The sequence below is a fragment of the Brevundimonas sp. UBA5936 genome, from assembly GCA_002430835.1.
GTDB lineage: Bacteria > Pseudomonadota > Alphaproteobacteria > Caulobacterales > Caulobacteraceae > Brevundimonas.
The window spans coordinates 15,252-30,729 of sequence record DJDA01000153.1; the positions used below are offsets into that span (position 1 = coordinate 15,252).

Annotated in this window: 16 protein-coding genes; 13 read left to right on the forward strand and 3 right to left on the reverse strand. The window is 67.8% G+C overall.

Features of this window, described 5'->3' with window-relative positions; all coding sequences use genetic code 11:
* Positions 1-46 precede the first annotated feature (46 nt).
* The 13 genes from pyrH to lpxB are packed head-to-tail and all read left to right on the forward strand — an operon-like array spanning position 47 to position 12,802.
* On the forward strand, positions 47-784 hold the full coding sequence (pyrH, locus tag B2Y21_RS15480) for a UMP kinase (protein WP_003164613.1): 738 nt from the start codon (positions 47-49) through the stop codon (positions 782-784).
* A 40-nt stretch (positions 785-824) separates the two neighbouring features.
* On the forward strand, positions 825-1,382 hold the full coding sequence (gene frr / locus B2Y21_RS15485; RefSeq protein ID WP_125900163.1) for a ribosome recycling factor: 558 nt from the start codon (positions 825-827) through the stop codon (positions 1,380-1,382).
* A 35-nt stretch (positions 1,383-1,417) separates the two neighbouring features.
* A complete protein-coding gene (uppS, locus tag B2Y21_RS15490; protein ID WP_292060729.1) occupies positions 1,418-2,176 on the forward strand; it encodes a polyprenyl diphosphate synthase in 759 nt (252 codons plus the stop codon).
* A gap of 1 nt (position 2,177) precedes the next feature.
* The gene (locus tag B2Y21_RS15495; protein ID WP_292060731.1) at positions 2,178-2,996 is read left to right on the forward strand and encodes a phosphatidate cytidylyltransferase; all 819 of its coding nucleotides are present in this window, start codon (positions 2,178-2,180) and stop codon (positions 2,994-2,996) included.
* Positions 2,993-4,189, forward strand: a complete 1,197-nt coding sequence (gene dxr, locus B2Y21_RS15500; RefSeq protein ID WP_292060733.1) for a 1-deoxy-D-xylulose-5-phosphate reductoisomerase — start codon at positions 2,993-2,995, stop codon at positions 4,187-4,189. The genes B2Y21_RS15495 and dxr overlap by 4 nt, the downstream gene beginning before the upstream one ends.
* Positions 4,190-4,212: 23 nt before the next feature.
* Complete coding sequence (locus tag B2Y21_RS15505; RefSeq protein ID WP_292060735.1) at positions 4,213-5,430, forward strand: M50 family metallopeptidase; 1,218 nt, start codon at positions 4,213-4,215, stop codon at positions 5,428-5,430.
* 53 nt (positions 5,431-5,483) lie between these two features.
* Positions 5,484-7,913 (forward strand): outer membrane protein assembly factor BamA, encoded by a 2,430-nt coding sequence (bamA, locus tag B2Y21_RS15510; protein ID WP_409410784.1) that lies wholly within the window; start codon positions 5,484-5,486, stop codon positions 7,911-7,913.
* 31 nt (positions 7,914-7,944) lie between these two features.
* Complete coding sequence (locus B2Y21_RS15515; RefSeq protein ID WP_128115850.1) at positions 7,945-8,529, forward strand: OmpH family outer membrane protein; 585 nt, start codon at positions 7,945-7,947, stop codon at positions 8,527-8,529.
* Positions 8,530-8,537: 8 nt separating this feature from the next.
* The gene (lpxD, locus tag B2Y21_RS15520) at positions 8,538-9,557 is read left to right on the forward strand and encodes a UDP-3-O-(3-hydroxymyristoyl)glucosamine N-acyltransferase (protein ID WP_292060737.1); all 1,020 of its coding nucleotides are present in this window, start codon (positions 8,538-8,540) and stop codon (positions 9,555-9,557) included.
* Positions 9,554-10,018: a 3-hydroxyacyl-ACP dehydratase FabZ gene (fabZ, locus tag B2Y21_RS15525; RefSeq protein ID WP_046653574.1), complete on the forward strand. Its 465-nt coding sequence runs from the start codon at positions 9,554-9,556 to the stop codon at positions 10,016-10,018. The genes lpxD and fabZ overlap by 4 nt, the downstream gene beginning before the upstream one ends.
* Complete coding sequence (lpxA, locus tag B2Y21_RS15530) at positions 10,015-10,803, forward strand: acyl-ACP--UDP-N-acetylglucosamine O-acyltransferase (protein ID WP_292060739.1); 789 nt, start codon at positions 10,015-10,017, stop codon at positions 10,801-10,803. Before fabZ ends, lpxA begins: the two co-directional genes overlap by 4 nt.
* Entirely contained in the window at positions 10,800-11,639 is an 840-nt protein-coding gene (lpxI, locus tag B2Y21_RS15535; RefSeq protein ID WP_292060740.1) for a UDP-2,3-diacylglucosamine diphosphatase, read from the forward strand. Before lpxA ends, lpxI begins: the two co-directional genes overlap by 4 nt.
* Positions 11,636-12,802 (forward strand): lipid-A-disaccharide synthase, encoded by a 1,167-nt coding sequence (gene lpxB / locus B2Y21_RS15540; RefSeq protein ID WP_292060742.1) that lies wholly within the window; start codon positions 11,636-11,638, stop codon positions 12,800-12,802. The genes lpxI and lpxB overlap by 4 nt, the downstream gene beginning before the upstream one ends.
* Before the next feature lie 152 nt (positions 12,803-12,954).
* Here the strand turns inward: lpxB and trpC are convergent, their stop codons facing one another.
* Genes trpC through B2Y21_RS15555 form a run of 3 tightly spaced genes read right to left on the reverse strand, consistent with a single transcriptional unit; the run spans position 12,955 to position 15,382 of the window.
* A complete protein-coding gene (gene trpC, locus B2Y21_RS15545; RefSeq protein ID WP_292060743.1) occupies positions 12,955-13,758 on the reverse strand; it encodes an indole-3-glycerol phosphate synthase TrpC in 804 nt (267 codons plus the stop codon).
* Positions 13,758-14,795: an anthranilate phosphoribosyltransferase gene (trpD, locus tag B2Y21_RS15550; RefSeq protein WP_292060812.1), complete on the reverse strand. Its 1,038-nt coding sequence runs from the start codon at positions 14,793-14,795 to the stop codon at positions 13,758-13,760. The genes trpC and trpD overlap by 1 nt, the downstream gene beginning before the upstream one ends.
* Positions 14,792-15,382: an anthranilate synthase component II gene (locus B2Y21_RS15555; protein ID WP_292060744.1), complete on the reverse strand. Its 591-nt coding sequence runs from the start codon at positions 15,380-15,382 to the stop codon at positions 14,792-14,794. The genes trpD and B2Y21_RS15555 overlap by 4 nt, the downstream gene beginning before the upstream one ends.
* Positions 15,383-15,478: the final 96 nt, after the last annotated feature.

Here is a 15,478-nt window from a genome sequence, read left to right on the forward strand (position 1 = left end):
TTCACTTCGCGCGGATGCTAACCCCTGTATCCACGGACCCCTGATCATGCCCGACGCCCCCTCTGAGTTTCGTTACAAGCGCGTCCTGCTGAAGGTCTCGGGCGAGGTGCTGATGGGCGACCAGCCCTATGGCATCGACATGCCGACCGTGGATGTGGTCGCCGCCGCCGTCGCCGCGGTGGCGCGCCAGGGCGTCGAGATCTGCCTGGTCATCGGCGGGGGCAACATCTTCCGCGGCCTGTCCAAGGCGGCGGCGGGCATGGATCGCGCCAACGCCGACTACATGGGCATGCTGGCGACCATCATGAACGCCCTGGCCATGCAGGGCGCGCTCGAGAAGATCGGCGTCGACACGCGGGTCCAGAGCGCCATCCCCATGGCCGCCATCGCCGAGCCCTATATTCGCCGCCGCGCCCTTCGCCACCTCGAGAAGGGCCGCGTGGTGATCTTCGCTGCGGGCGTCGGCGCGCCCTTCTTCACCACGGACTCCGGCGCGGCTCTGCGTGCCGCCGAAATGGGCTGCGACGCCCTGCTGAAGGGCACCAGCGTCGACGGCGTCTACACCGCCGACCCGAAGAAGGACGCCACGGCCACCCGCTATGAAACGCTGACCTATCAGGAAGTGCTGGCCAAGGACTTGCGCGTCATGGACGCCTCGGCCATCGCCTTGATGCGCGACAGCGGCATTCCGATCGTGGTCTTCTCGATCCGCGAGGAAGGATCGATTCAGAAGGCGCTGACGGGAGAAGGCACCTTCACCGTCATCACCAACAAGGCCGCCTGAGCGGCTTCGTCATCAAACGACAGGACCAAGGACACACGTCATGGCCAAACCCGATCTCAAGACGTTCCGCGACCGGATGGACAAATCCGTCGCCGCCCTGAAGGACGACTACGCCGGCCTGCGTACCGGCCGCGCCAACGCCGGTCTGCTGGAGCCGGTCGTGGTTGAGGCCTATGGCGCAACCTCGCCGTTGACCGCTGTGGCCGCGATCAGCGTGCCGGAGCCGCGCATGATCTCGGTCAGCGTCTGGGACAAGGGGATGGTGGTCTCGGTCGAGAAGGCCATCCGTTCGGCCGGCCTGGGTCTGAACCCGGTCGTCGACGGTCAGACGCTGCGTATTCCGATCCCGCCGCTGACCGAAGAGCGCCGCAAGGATCTGGCCAAGCTGGCCGGCAAATACGCCGAGGACAAGAAGATCGCCGTGCGCAACGTGCGTCGCGACGCCAACGACGAGCTGAAGAAGGCTGAAAAGGCCGGCGAGATCAGCCAGGATGATCAGAAGAAGATGGAGGCCGAGGTCCAGAAGGACACCGATGCGGCCATCAAGCGTATCGACGAGACCTTGAAGGCCAAGGAAGTCGAGATCATGCAGGTCTGACGCGATCAGACCTGTTCAGGAAGGACGCCCCCATCATGTCGGCCGAGCCCGTCGCCACGGCGCCTGCAAAGGGGCCTCGTCACGTCGCCCTGATCATGGACGGCAACGGCCGCTGGGCGCAGCGCCGGGGTCTTCCGCGCGCCGTGGGCCACCGCGAGGGGGTCCAGGCCCTGCGCCGCACGATCAAGGCGGCGCCGGAGCTGGGCGTGCGATGCCTGACGGTGTTCGGCTTCTCGACCGAGAACTGGAGCCGTCCGGCCGACGAGGTGTCCGACCTGATGGGCCTGGTGCGCGCCTTCGTCGGCAGCGACCTGAAGCGGCTGGCTGCGGCGGGCGTGCGGGTGAAGGTGCTGGGCCGTCGCAAGGGGTTGCCGGACGATATCGCCGCCATCGTCGCGCGGGCCGAGGCCGAGACGGCGAACAATGATAAATTCCTGCTGCAGGTGGCCTTCAACTATGGCGGCCGGGCGGATCTGGTCGACGCGGCCCAGCGGCTGGTCGATCGCGCGCGCGGGGGCGAAGATGTGGTTGTCGACGAAGAGGCGCTGGGCGCCGGACTGTCGACGGCGGGCGCGCCGCCGGTCGATCTGATCGTGCGGACCTCGGGCGAACAGCGCCTGTCCAACTTCCTGCTGTGGGAGGCGGCCTACGCCGAGATGGTGTTCCAGGAGATCCTGTGGCCCGACTACGGCGCCGAAGCCCTGGCTGAAGCCATCGCCCAGTTCGGCTGTCGTGAGCGCCGCTACGGCGGGCGTGAGGTCATGGTTGAAGCCTATGGCGAGGTCGCGGGCTGACATGGCGTTGAAGCCTCGAGATATCGCCTTGCGCGCCGCTTCGGCGGTCGTGCTGGCGCCGGCGGCGGTCCTGGCGACGTGGGCGGGCGGCGACTGGTTCTGCGCCCTGGTGGTCGCGGGGGCGGTGCTGCTGGCCTTCGAGTGGGCGCGGATGTGCGCCCCGAACCTGTGGCGGCCGATCGGGATCAGCGTGGCCCTGGCCCTGGTCGTGGCGGTGATCGCGGCCCACGTCGGACAGATTTCCCTGGCGCTGGTGCTGATGGTGTTCGGCGCCCTGGCGGCGGGCCTGTTCGCCCGCACGCGCGGCGAGTCCCTGCTGGATACGGCCTATGGGGTGCTCTATCTCGGCTGGCCCTGCATCCTGCTGATCTGGTTGCGCGACCTGCACGAGGTGCAGGGGCTGTACTGGACCGTGCTGGTCTTCGCCGTGGCCTGGTCGGCCGACATCCTGGCCTATCTGGTCGGCAGCTTCGTCGGAGGGCCCAAGCTGTGGCCGCGCTTTTCGCCGAACAAGACCTGGTCGGGCTTCATCGGCGGGCTGGCCGCCGGGATGATCGCCGGCGCCGCCATGGCGGGCTGGCTGGACATGGGGCTGCTGAACGCCTTCTGGGGCGGGGTTCTGGGTCTGACGGCGGCCCTGGCCACCATGGGCGGCGACCTGTGGGAATCCGCGTTGAAGCGGCGATTCGGGGTCAAGGACGCGGGCAACCTGATACCCGGTCACGGCGGCCTGCTGGATCGCGTCGACGGGCTGATGTTCGCCGTGGTGGCGGTGTCGGCCGGGCGCCTGATCGTCCTGATGCTGGAGCGAGCGGCATGATCGCGCGGCGCGTCTCTGTCCTGGGGTCGACCGGATCGGTGGGCTCTTCGACCCTGGACCTGATGGAACAGGCGCAAGCGGCTGGTTCGGCCGCGTTCGAGGTCGAGGCCCTCACCGGCGGCGCCAACATCGCTCGCCTGGCCGAACAGGCGCGCCGCTGGCGGCCGCGCATCGCCGTGACGGCCGATCCCGGCCGATTGAACGAGCTGCGCGACGCATTGGCGGGAACCGGGGTCGAGGCCGCGGCGGGGCCGGACGCCATCGTCGAGGCGGCCGTGCGGCCTGCCGACTGGATCATGGCCTCCATCGTCGGCGCGGCGGGCCTGCGCTCGGCCTGGGCGGCGGCGGGGACGGGCGCGACCCTGGCCCTGGCCAACAAGGAGAGCCTGGTCTGCTGCGGTCCGGCGTTGATCGAGCGGGTCAAGCGCAGCGGCGGGCGGTTGATCCCCGTCGATTCCGAACATTCGGCCATTTTCCAGGTCTTCCCGGCCGGGGCGCCCGAGCGGGTGTCCAAGCTGGTCCTGACCGCTTCGGGCGGACCGTTCCGCACCCTGCCGCGCGCGGCCATGACGCGGATCACGCCGGAGCAGGCCGTGGCCCATCCGAACTGGAGCATGGGCGCCAAGATCTCGGTCGACAGCGCCACCATGGCCAACAAGGGGCTGGAGCTGATCGAGGCCGCCTATCTGTTCGAGATGCCGGAAGGCCGGGTCGATGTGGTGGTGCACCCGGAATCGATCATCCACAGCCTTGTGGAATATGTGGATGGTTCGACCCTGGCCCAGATGGGCGCGCCGGACATGCGGACGCCGATCGCCTGCGCCCTGTCATGGCCGGATCGTCTGGCCTGGCCGGCGCCCAAGCTGGACCTGGCGGCCCTGGGGCGGTTGACGTTCGAGGCGCCGGATGAGGATCGGTTCCCGGCCTTGCGTCTGGCGCGCGAAGCCCTGGCGACGGGCGGAATCGCCCCCATCGTCTTCAATGCGGCCAATGAGGTGGCGGCTCTGGCTTTCCTTGACCGGCGGCTGGGCTTTCTCAATATTGCCGCAGTCGTCGCCGACACCCTTGAGAAGGCGACGGGCGCGGGCGCGTCTTGCGGTTCCGACGATGCCTGCGAGACGGCCCTGGCCGTTGATGCGCAGGCGCGGCGGATCGCGGGCGACGTCATCGCCTCGCTGAACATAGCGGCCTGAGGGGAACGGGAGATACGAACGGCATGATAGGCGTGATCAGCCAGGCTCTGACCTATGTCGTGCCGTTCCTGCTCGTGCTGACGCTTGTCGTGACAGTGCATGAGCTGGGCCACTTCCTGACGGCGCGCGCCTTCGGCGTGAAGATGGACCGCTTTTCCATCGGTTTCGGGCGCGCGATCTTCCGCCGGACCGACAAGCACGGCGTGGAGTGGCGGATCGGCTGGCTGCCGCTGGGCGGCTATGTGAAGTTCTCGGGCGACCTGGATGCGACCGGCGTGCCCGATCGTGCGGGTCTTGAGGCGTTGCGCCAGGCCGTGACGGCCGAGCATGGGCCGGGCGCCGAGCGCGACTACCTCTATTTCAAGCCGCTGTGGCAGCGCGCCCTGGTCGTGGCGGGCGGGCCGATCGCCAACTTCATCCTGGCCATCTTCATCTTCACCCTGCTGTTCAGCCTGGTGGGCGTCGAGCTGCGTCCCGCGCGGGTGATGGAGGTCCAGCCCCAGTCGCCGGCGGCGCAGGCGGGCTTCCTGCCGGGCGATCTGATCACCCATGTGAACGGCAAACTGATCTCCGACGGGGGCGAGGTGACGCGCGTCGTGGCCCTGAGCAGCGGCGATCCGGTGCGCTTCACCGTCGAGCGCGGCGACCAGGCGGTACAGCTGACGGCCACGCCCGAGCGTCGGGTCGAGACGGATCGCATCGCCGGCCGCGTCAGCGTCGGCCGCATCGGTCTGGCCCTGGGCTCGAACCGCGATGAAATCCGCCACGTCCGCTACGGTCCCATCGCAGCCGTGGGGCAGGGGGTGCGCGAAACCGGCGCCATCCTGAACACCACCCTGACCTATATCGGCCGCATCTTCACCGGCCGTGAGTCGGGCGATCAGTTCAGCGGCCCGCTGGGAATCGCCAAGGCGTCCGGCGCCCTGACCAACGCCGCGGTCGCGGCCAATCCCGAGCCCTGGGCCATCGTTCGCAATCTGTTGCTGACGCTGACCAGCTTCGCGGCCATACTTTCGGTCGGAATCGGCTTTTTAAATCTGATGCCTATTCCCGTTCTGGATGGGGGGCACCTGCTGTTCTACGCTTATGAAGCCGTGGCGCGCCGCCCGATGGCCGCTCGTGTTCAGGAAGCGGGATATCGGGTCGGTCTTGCTTTGCTGGCGGGTTTGATGTTGTTCGCGACCTGGAACGATCTGCAGAAGCTCAATCTCTTCAAATTCCTCGGCGGGCTCGTCTCGTGAGCCGACGCCAGCCCCCGATGGTATTCCGCATGAACCAAAACGACAGTCGCCTCATGATCCAGACTCCTGGCCGCATTCTCGGGGTCAGCGCCCTGGCTCTGACCTTCGCCGCCGGACTGGCGCAACCGGCCCTGGCCCAGCAGGCGTCGCCCGCTCCGGCCCAGGCGCCCGCTGCCGCGTCCCAGACCCCGCAGGCTCAGACGCCGCAGGTGCAGATGGCGCAGCCGGAAGCCGAGCGCGCCCCGGTCAACCGTATCGTGGTGCGCGGCAACCAGCGTATCGATCAGACGACGGTCCTGTCCTATCTGCCGATCCAGCCGGGCGACACCATCGACGCCGTGACCATCGACGTTGCGGTGCGGACCCTGTCGCGCACGGGTCTGTTCGCGGACGTGCAGATCGGTCTTCAGGCCAATGGCGACCTGATCGTCGAGATCGCCGAGAACCCGATCATCAACCAGGTGACGTTCGAGGGTAACAAGGCCCTGGCCGAGAAGAAGCTGCGCGATGAAGTGACCATCCGCCCGCGCGGCATCTACACCCGCGCGCGGGTTCAGGAAGACGTCGGCAAGATCGTCGAACTGTATCGCCTGTCGGGCCGCATCTCGGCGACCGTCACGCCCAAGCTGGTCCAGCTGGAGCAGAACCGCGTCGACGTCGTGTTCGAGATTGACGAAGGGCCGGAAACCGGCATCGCCGCCGTCACCTTCCTGGGCAATACGGCGTTTTCGGACAACGACCTGCGTCAGGTCATGGTCACCAAGCAGTCGGCCTGGTGGCGCCTGTTCAGTTCAAACGACAACTACGACCCGAACCGGATCGACTACGACCGGGAGCAGCTGCGGAAATTCTACACCAACCGCGGCTACTACGACTTCCGCATCCTGTCGTCCGTGGCCGAGCTGAAGCCGGACAACAGCGCCTTCGGCGTGACGGTTACGGTGGACGAAGGCGACCGCTACAACTTCGGCGAGATCAAGGTCGTCACCGAGAACGATCGCCTGAACGCCGACTTCCTGCAGATGTTGCTGCCGATCCGTTCGGGCGACCTGTATGAGAGCGATCGCATCCAGGCGGCGGTCGACACCCTGACCTTCGCCGCCGGTTCGGCCGGCTACGCCTTCGTCGAGATCAATCCGACCTATCGCGCCGACCCCGAGACCGACACGGTCAACGTGACCTTCAACGTGCGCGAGGGCCAGCGGGTCTACATCGACCGCATCAATGTGGTCGGCAACACCCGCACCCTGGACACCGTCATCCGCCGCGAGCTGATGGTGGGCGAGGGCGACGCCTTCAACCGTTCGCTGGTCGAGCGCTCGCGCAACAACCTGCGCGCCCTGGGCTTCTTCAAGGACGTGAAGATCGAAGAGACGCGCGGCAGCGCGCCGGACCGTTCGGTCGTCAACGTCACCGTCGAAGAGCAGCCCACCGGCGAACTGTCGGTCGGCGCGGGCTTCAGCTCGGTCGACTCCTTCGTGCTGAACCTGGGCATCACCGAGCGCAACTTCCGCGGTCGGGGCCAGAACGTCGTGGCGCGCGCCGAATGGGGCTCGCTGCGTCAGCAGATCGACTTCCGCTTCACCGAGCCCAAGTTCCTGGGGCGCGACATGCGGGCGGGCTTCGACCTGTTCCACATGCGTTATGATCTGAGCAAATACTCGTCCTACGACTATCGCTCGACCGGGGGCGGGGTGCGCGTCACCTATCCGCTTAATGGCTACGCCTCGTTCAGCGCGCGTTACTTCCTGAAGGATGACGAGGTCGTCATTCCGTTCGGCTATTGCGGCGGCGTGGGCGCCGGCTCGTCGGCCCTGTGCGACCAGGCGGGCTCCTACATCAACTCCTCGGCGGGCTACACCCTGCTGGTGAACCGCCTGAACGACCCGGTTCGACCCACGCGCGGCTGGTCCGCTTCGCTGCGTCAGGACTTCGCCGGCATCGGCGGCGACGTGAACTACATCAAGACCGAGGCTGACGCTTCCTGGTACTACGGCATCCGCCCGAACTGGGTGGTCAGCGTCCAGGGTCAGACCGGCTACGTCAGCGGCTGGAGCGGCGATCCGATCCGGATCAACGACCGCTTCTTCAAGGGCGGCAACACCTTCCGCGGCTTCGAGACGGCGGGTATGGGCGCGCGCGACCTGACCACGACCGACGCCCTGGGCGGCAACTTCTACGCCATCGGTACGGTTGAATTGACGGTGCCGAACTATCTGCCCGACGAATACGGCATCAAGACCTCGCTGTTCGCTGACTTCGGCACCATCGGCAAGCTGGACGATCGCTATCTGGTCGATCCGACGACTGGGCTGCGGAATCCGAACATCGTCGATGAGTTGTCGCTGCGTGCGGCCGCCGGCGTCAGCATTCACTGGCGTTCGCCGATGGGGCCGATCCGCTTCGATCTGTCGAAGGTTCTGTCCAAGGAAGACTACGACAAGACCGAGACCTTCCGTTTCTCGACCTCTACCCAGTTCTAACCGCGGTCTGACCGCCACCAAGGCTTAGATTATGAAACTCATCGCTATCGGCGCCTTCGCCCTCGCTTCGCTGACCGCTTCGGCCGCCCTGGCCCAGACGCAAGGCCCGGCCAACCCCGGCCCGGCCATCCCCGGCGTTTGCGTCTATTTCAACCAGCGTGTCTTGGCTCAATCGACGGTTGGTCAGGCTGTGCAGACCCGCATGGAGCAACTGGCGCAGGAAGTTCAGGGCGAACTCCAGCCCTACGCCACCGCCATCCAGACCGAAGCTCAGGCTCTGCAACAAGGCGCGGCGACCATCCCGGCCGACCAGATGAACCAGCGTCGCCAGGCGCTGCAGACGCGCATCCAGGAAGCCCAGCAATTGGAAGGCACCCGCGACAACGAACTGCGCTACACCCTGGCGCAGCAGCGCCAGAAGATCTCGGAAGCCATCGAGCCCCTGCTGGTCGCCGTCTACCAGGAGAAGGGCTGCGGCATCATGATCGACCGCGAGAGCGTCTTCATCATGAACCCGGCCATGGACGTGACGGACACCGTCATCCAGCGCCTGAACGCCCAACTGCCGACGCTGAGCTTCAACCGCATGCCGGTTCCGGCCCAGCCGCAATCCTAAGGCGGGCCATGCCCGATCCGAGGTTCTTTGAGACCCTGTCGTCCCTGACGGTCGCCGCCCTCGCCGAGCACATCAGCGGGGAGGTGATCCGGGGCGGCGAGGTCATCGTCTCGGCCGTCGCGCCCCTGTCCAGTGCGGACCGGGGCGCGATTGCGTTTTTGGGCGACCGCAAGTTCGCCGACGCCCTGGCGCAGACTAAGGCCGGTTGCGTGATCGTGCCGCCGTCGGCCGTGGAGGCGGCCCCTGCTGACTCCGCCGTCATTGTGTCGGGTGAGGCGCAGGCTGCCTGGGCGCGGGCGTCGGCCCTGCTGCACCGGCCGATCCGTCTGGACCGCGCCATCACGGTTGCCGAGGCCGCCGAGGACGACACCGTGGTGGTCGAGCCGGGAGCCATTCTGGGCGAGGGCGTCCGCATCGGGCGCGGTAGCCGCATCGGCGCCAACACCGTCATCGGGCCGGGCGTCCAGATCGGCCGCGACTGTCTGATCAGTTCCGGCGTCACCGTCGGCTTCGCCCTGCTGGGCGACCGGGTGAAGCTGCTGGCGGGCGCACGCATCGGCGAGGCGGGCTTCGGCGCTGCCGGGTCCAAGGCCGGGCCGGTGGACATTCCTCAGCTCGGCCGCGTCATTCTGCAGGACGGGGTGACGGTCGGCGCCAACTCCTGCATCGATCGCGGCGCCTATGACGACACCGTCATCGGCGAGAACACCAAGATCGATAATCTGGTCATGATCGGGCACAACTGCGTCATCGGCCGCAACAACCTGATGGCGGCCCACACCGGCATCTCGGGCTCGGTCACCAGCGGCGACAACTGCATCTTCGGCGGCCGGGCGGGCGTGGGCGACCACATCACCATCGGCGAAGGCGCGCGCGTGGCGGCCGGCGGCGGCGTTCTGGCTGACATTCCGCCGGGCGAGATCTGGTCCGGCTATCCCGCCAAGCCCCTGCGCCAATTCTTGCGCGAGACGGTGTGGCTGTCCAAACAGGCGTCCCAGAAGAAGGGCGCAAAGGAATCGAAAGAATGAGCGAAGACAACAACATCGATTACGCCGAGGTGATGCGTCGCCTGCCGCACCGCTATCCCTTCCTGCTGGTCGACAAGGCGCAGGACTTCGTGGCGGCGACCTCCATCGTCGGCATCAAGAACGTCACCCACAACGAGCCCTTCTTCCCCGGCCACTTCCCGATCGACCCGGTCATGCCGGGCGTGCTGATCGTCGAGGCCATGGCTCAGACGGGCGCCTTGCTGATGTCCAAATCGCTGGACGTGGCGGTGGCCGACAAGGTCATCATGTTCATGTCGATCGACGGCGTGCGCTTCCGCAAGCCTGCCCGTCCAGGCGACCAGCTGCGCATGGAGGTCAAGGTGATCAAGGCGCGCGGCGACGCCTATAAGTTCCGCGGCGAGACCTTCATCGACGGCAAGCTGGCGGCCGAGGCCGAGTTCATGGCCATGGTCGTGACCGTGGCGGAGCCCGCGCAGTGACCATCCACCCAACCGCCGTGGTGGACGCCTCGGCGACCCTGGCGGACGGGGTCGAGATCGGCCCGTTCTGCACCGTCGGGCCGGGCGTGGCGCTGGCCTCCGGCGTGCGTCTGGTCAGCCATGTGGTGATCCAGCAGGACGCCAGCGTCGGCGCGAATACGACGATCCACCCCTTCGCCGTCATCGGCGGCGATCCGCAGCACGGCGGCTACAAGGGCGAGCCGGTGCGGCTGGAGATCGGCGAGAACAACCTGATCCGTGAGCACTGCACCTTCAACCGGGGTACGCCGCAGGGATCGGGCGTCACCCGCGTCGGCTCGAACAATCTGTTCATGACCGGCGCCCACGTCGGCCACGACTGCGTGGTCGGCGACAGCGTCACCATGGCCAACAACGCCACCCTGGGCGGCCATGTCCATGTCGGTGACAGGGTGTTCCTTGGCGGCCTGTGCGCCATTCACCAGAACGGCCGGGTGGGGCAGGGCGCCATCGTCGGCGGTCTGGCCGCCGTGACGCGCGACGTCATTCCCTACGGCTCGGTCTGGGGCAATCACGCCAGCCTGCACGGCCTCAACCTGATCGGGCTGAAGCGCAAGGGCTACGGCAAGGACGCCGTGCGCCGCCTGCTGGCCGCCTATCGCGACCTGTTCGAGGGCGAAGGCGTCTTCGCCGATCGTCTGGATCGGGTCGAGCAGGCCTATGCCGACCTGCCCGAGATCATGGAGATCACCGGCTTCATTCGTGATGGCGGCAAGCGCCCGCTGTGCCTGCCGGGCGCGGAATGACGACCGCGCCCAAGCTGGCCCTGATCGCGGGTTCGGGCGACCTGCCCATCCGCGTCGCCCAGCGCTGCGAGGCCGAGGGGCGCGAGGTCTTCATCATCCGGCTGAAGGGCTTCGCTGACGCCCACCTGCACCGCTGGCCGGGGCAGGATTTCGGCATGGCCGAGATCGGCAAGATCGTGAAGGCTATGCGGGGCGAGGGCTGTCGCGCGGTCTGTCTGGCGGGCTACGTCAACCGGCCGGATTTCAAGACGTTGAAGCCCGATCTGAAGGGCGCATCCTTGCTGCCCGGCATCATCGCGGCGGCGTCAAAGGGCGACGATGCCCTGTTACGCAAGATTCTGTCGGTGTTCGAGGACGAAGGCTTCGCCGTCGAGGGCGCGGACGACATTCTGGGCGGCGAGATGCTGGCGGCGGGCGCGCTGGGCCGCGTGGCGCCGACGGCGGAGCAACTGGCGGACCTGAAGAAGGCGCTGCACGTCGCTGAAAAATCAGGCGAACTGGATATAGGTCAGGGCGCGGTCGTCTGCGACGGGCTGGTGCTGGCTGTCGAGGCGCAGGAGGGCACGGACGAGATGCTGCGCCGCGTGGCGGGTTTGCCTGCCGACCTGCGCGGCTCGCCCGGCTTTGCGCGCGGCGCTCTGGGCAAGGCGCCCAAGCCGATCCAGGATCTGCGCGTCGACATGCCCGTTATCGGACCGACGACGGTCGAACTGGCCGCCGCTGCGGGTCTGGCCGGGATCGGCGGGTTTGAGGGACGGCTGATCGTCATCGACCACGAAGGTCTGGTCGAAGAGGCCGACCGTCTGGGCCTGTTCGTCTGGGGAGAGCCGCGATGAGCCGTCCGTTGAAGGTCATGCTGGTGGCGGCCGAGGCGTCGGGCGATGCGCTGGGCGCCGGGCTGGCGCGAGCACTGAAGGCGCGGCTGGGCAAGGATGTGGTCTTCGTCGGCGTGGGCGGTCCCAAGATGGCGGCCGAGGGCGTCGCCAGCCCCTTCGACATCGCCGAGCTGTCGATCCTGGGCTGGATCGAGGGGCTGAAGGCTTACGGTAAGGTCAAGAAACGGGTGGCCGAGACGGCGGCTCTGGCGGCGGCGGAGAAGCCGGACGCCGTGGTGCTGATCGATAGCTGGGGGTTCACCATCCGCGTGGCGCAGGCGATCCGCGCGGCCTCGCCGAAGACGCCGCTGATCAAATATGTCGGACCGCAGGTCTGGGCCTCTCGGCCGGGTCGGGCCAAGACGCTGGCGGGGGCGGTAGATCATCTGCTGGCCCTCTATGCGCTGGATGCGCCGTGGTTCGAGAAGGCGGGCCTGCCGACGACGGTCGTGGGGTCGCAGGCGCTGCACGTCGACATGGCGGGAGCCGACGGCGCCCGCTTTCGCGCGGCGCGCGGGATTGCGGCGGATGCGCCGCTGCTGCTGGTCCTGCCGGGCAGCCGCCCCAGCGAGATCACGCGCATGACGCCGGTCTATGAGCAGGCGATCAAACAGTTGAAGGCCCAGATTCCGGGGCTGGAGGTCGCGGTCGTCGCGGCGGGCACGGTGGCCGCCGATGTGGCGGGCCGGGTCGCCGCCTGGCCCTTCCGCGCCCATGTCGTGCAGGAAGCCGACAAGTACGACGCGATGAAGGCCGCGAACGCTGCTTTGGCGACCAGCGGCACGGTTTCGACCGAACTGGCGCTGGCGGGCGCGCCGATGGTCATCGCCTATAAGATCGACGGGCTGAGCTATGTGCTGATGAAGCGGCTGGTGACGGCCAAGCACATCACCCTGTTCAACATCGCCGCCGATGAAGCCATCGCGCCGGAGTTCATCCAGCATGAGGCGACGCCGCAGGCGCTGGCCAAGGCGGTCGGACGCTTGCTGATCGATCCTGAGACGGCGGCCGATCAGGCGCGGCGTCAGACCGAGGCGCTGGACCTGATGGGACGCGGCGGGCCGGACCCGTCGGAACTGGCGGCGGATGCCGTGCTGCGGGTAATCGCGGCGAAAGCGGGCTGATCCCCCACACCCCGCTCATCCCGGCGGACGCCGGGATCCAGCAAGAGTCACGCGCGCAGTTTTTGGTAAGCTGGGCTTGGGACGGCTGCCGCTGCGCCCTTAGCCAAAGCACTGGATCCCGGCGTCCGCCGGGATGGGCGGTAAGTGGGAGCTTAGGCCAGCAATGCTCGCGTCGCGGCTTCCACGTCGGTCTGACGCATCAGGCTTTCGCCCACCAGAAGAGCGCGGGCGCCGGCGTCGGCCACGCGCGCTACATCCTGCGGCGTAAACAGGCCGCTTTCGGCGACCAGCAGGGCGCCGTCCGGGCTCAGCGCCGCCAGTTGCTCGGTCGTCGCCAGATCGACCTCGAAGGTCCGCAGCGAGCGATTGTTGACGCCGATCAAGGCGTCGTCGCGGCCCTGGACCAGCTTGGCGGCGCGCGCCATTTCGTCGGCGTCGTGCGTCTCGACCAGGGCGTCCATGCCCCAGCGGGTCGCTTCGGCCAGCAGATCTGCAGCCAGGGCGTCATCCACCATGTCCATGATGATCAGGATGCAGTCGGCGCCCAGCGCCCGGCTCTCGGCCACCTGCCACGGATCGACCAGGAAGTCCTTGCGCAGGCAGGGCAGGGCGACGGCCGCGCGCGCGGCGACCAGATAGGCGTCGTCGCCCTGAAAGCTCGGCCCGTCGGTCAGGACGGACAGGCAGGACGCGCCGCCGCGCTCATAGGCCTGGGCCAGAATGGGCGGGTCGAAGTCGGCGCGGATCAGGCCTTTCGACGGGCTGGCCTTCTTGATCTCGGCGATCAGGGCCGGGCGGCCGGTTTCGACGAATCGGTCAGCCAGGGCGGCGCGGAAACCGCGCGGAGGCGAGGCCTCGCGAGCGCGCGCCTCGATGGCGTCCTGCGATACGGCGGCCTTGCGGGCGGCGACATCCTCGCGCTTGTAGGCGGCGATACGGTCCAGAACGTCGCTCATCAGGCGTCCTCGTCTTCGATCGGCGCGTGGGAGACGCGCACCAGTTCAGCCAGGGCGGCGGCGGCGCGGCCGTCGTCGATGACGGCGGCGGCCAGTTCGGCTCCCGATTTCAGGTCTTCGGTCCGCCCGGCCACCACTAGTGCGGCGGCGGCGTTCAGCAGCACGATGTCGCGATAAGGGCCGCGCTCGCCCGCCAGCAGGGCGGTCAGGGCCGCCGCATTATGCTCGGCGTCGCCGCCGCGCAGGTCGTCCATGGTCGCCAGCGGCAGACCGGCGTCGGCGGGCGTGACGGTGAAGCGGCGCACGGCGCCGTCCTTCCATTCGGCCACCTCGGTCGGACCTGTGGTGGTCAACTCGTCCAGTCCCTGACCGTTGACGGTCCAGGCGCGCTTGGCGCCCAGTCGGCCCAGCACCCCGGCCAGCGGCTCCAGCAGGGCGGGGTCATAGACGCCCATGACCTGATGCGTGGCGCCCGCCGGATTGCACAGCGGACCCAGCAGGTTGAACACGGTGCGGAAGCCGATCTCGCCGCGCACCGGCGCCACATGGCGGCTGGCGCTGTGATAGAAGGGCGCGAACAGGAAGGCGATGCCCGCCTGGTCCAGCGCCCGCGCCTGCTGGGCGGGCGTGGCGTCCAGATTGACGCCCAGGGCGGCCAGAACGTCGGACGAACCGGACTTGGAGCTGACGGCGCGGTTGCCGTGCTTGGCGACCTTCAGCCCCGCGCCCGCCAGCACGAAGGAGGCCGCCGTCGAGATGTTATAGGTGTGCTGGCCGTCGCCGCCGGTGCCGCAGGTGTCGATGACTTCAGCGAACGGGTGATCCAGCGACCGGGCGGCCTCGCGCATGGCGCTGGCGAAGGCGACGATCTCGTCCACCGTCTCGCCCCGGATGCGCAGGGCGGTGACGGCGGCGGCGACCTGTGACGGGGTCGGCTCGCCGCGCAGACAGGCGGAGAAGAAGGCCTTGGCCTCATCCAGGTTCAGCACCTGTCCATCGACCAGCTTGGCCAGCAGAGGCTTGATGCTGTCCATCAGATGGTCGCCAATCGTTTGACGCCCGCCAGATCGAGGAAGTTGGCGATCATCGCGTGGCCGTGTTCGGTGGCGATGGATTCCGGATGGAACTGGACGCCGCGGATCGGTCGCGTGCGGTGCGACAGCCCCATGATCTCGCCGTCCTCGGTCCAGGCGGTGACTTCCAGCGCGTCGGGCAGGCTCTCGCGGCGCACGGCCAGCGAGTGATAGCGCGTCGCCGTAAACGGCGAGGGCAGGCCGCCGAACACGCCGCGCCCTTCATGCAGAATGGGCGAGGTCTTGCCGTGCATCAGGGTCTTGGCGCGCACCACTTCGCCGCCGAAGGCCTGACCGATTGACTGGTGCCCCAGGCAGACGCCGAGGATAGGCATGGTCTCTGCGGCCGTCTCGATCAGCGACAGGCAGATGCCCGCCTGATCCGGCGCGCAGGGGCCGGGCGACAGGAGCACGGCCTCGGGCTGTAACGCCCAGGCCTCTTCGACGGTCAGGTCGTCGTTACGGATGACGTGCGTCTGGGCGCCCAGCTCCGCGAGGTAGTGGACGAGGTTGTAGGTGAAGCTGTCGTAGTTATCGACGACGAGAATCATGGCGAAGGCTTCTTAGTACGGGGAGGCAGGGCGGTCCCAACATGGAAGGCAAGCGGGCCGATTGAAAGCGGACGTTAAGCTGTCCGGGCGATACAG

Bases quoted from the DNA above. Each gene is read 5' to 3' on its own strand.
- pyrH (WP_003164613.1), top strand. From the start codon at position 47: ATGCCCGACGCCCCCTCTGAGTTTCGTTACAAGCGCGTCCTGCTGAAG.
- frr (WP_125900163.1), top strand. From the start codon at position 825: ATGGCCAAACCCGATCTCAAGACGTTCCGCGACCGGATGGACAAATCC.
- uppS (WP_292060729.1), top strand. From the start codon at position 1,418: ATGTCGGCCGAGCCCGTCGCCACGGCGCCTGCAAAGGGGCCTCGTCAC.
- B2Y21_RS15495 (WP_292060731.1), top strand. From the start codon at position 2,178: ATGGCGTTGAAGCCTCGAGATATCGCCTTGCGCGCCGCTTCGGCGGTC.
- dxr (WP_292060733.1), top strand. From the start codon at position 2,993: ATGATCGCGCGGCGCGTCTCTGTCCTGGGGTCGACCGGATCGGTGGGC.
- B2Y21_RS15505 (WP_292060735.1), top strand. From the start codon at position 4,213: ATGATAGGCGTGATCAGCCAGGCTCTGACCTATGTCGTGCCGTTCCTG.
- bamA (WP_409410784.1), top strand. From the start codon at position 5,484: ATGATCCAGACTCCTGGCCGCATTCTCGGGGTCAGCGCCCTGGCTCTG.
- B2Y21_RS15515 (WP_128115850.1), top strand. From the start codon at position 7,945: ATGAAACTCATCGCTATCGGCGCCTTCGCCCTCGCTTCGCTGACCGCT.
- lpxD (WP_292060737.1), top strand. From the start codon at position 8,538: ATGCCCGATCCGAGGTTCTTTGAGACCCTGTCGTCCCTGACGGTCGCC.
- fabZ (WP_046653574.1), top strand. From the start codon at position 9,554: ATGAGCGAAGACAACAACATCGATTACGCCGAGGTGATGCGTCGCCTG.
- lpxI (WP_292060740.1), top strand. From the start codon at position 10,800: ATGACGACCGCGCCCAAGCTGGCCCTGATCGCGGGTTCGGGCGACCTG.
- lpxB (WP_292060742.1), top strand. From the start codon at position 11,636: ATGAGCCGTCCGTTGAAGGTCATGCTGGTGGCGGCCGAGGCGTCGGGC.
- trpC (WP_292060743.1), bottom strand. From the start codon at position 13,758: ATGAGCGACGTTCTGGACCGTATCGCCGCCTACAAGCGCGAGGATGTC.
- B2Y21_RS15555 (WP_292060744.1), bottom strand. From the start codon at position 15,382: ATGATTCTCGTCGTCGATAACTACGACAGCTTCACCTACAACCTCGTC.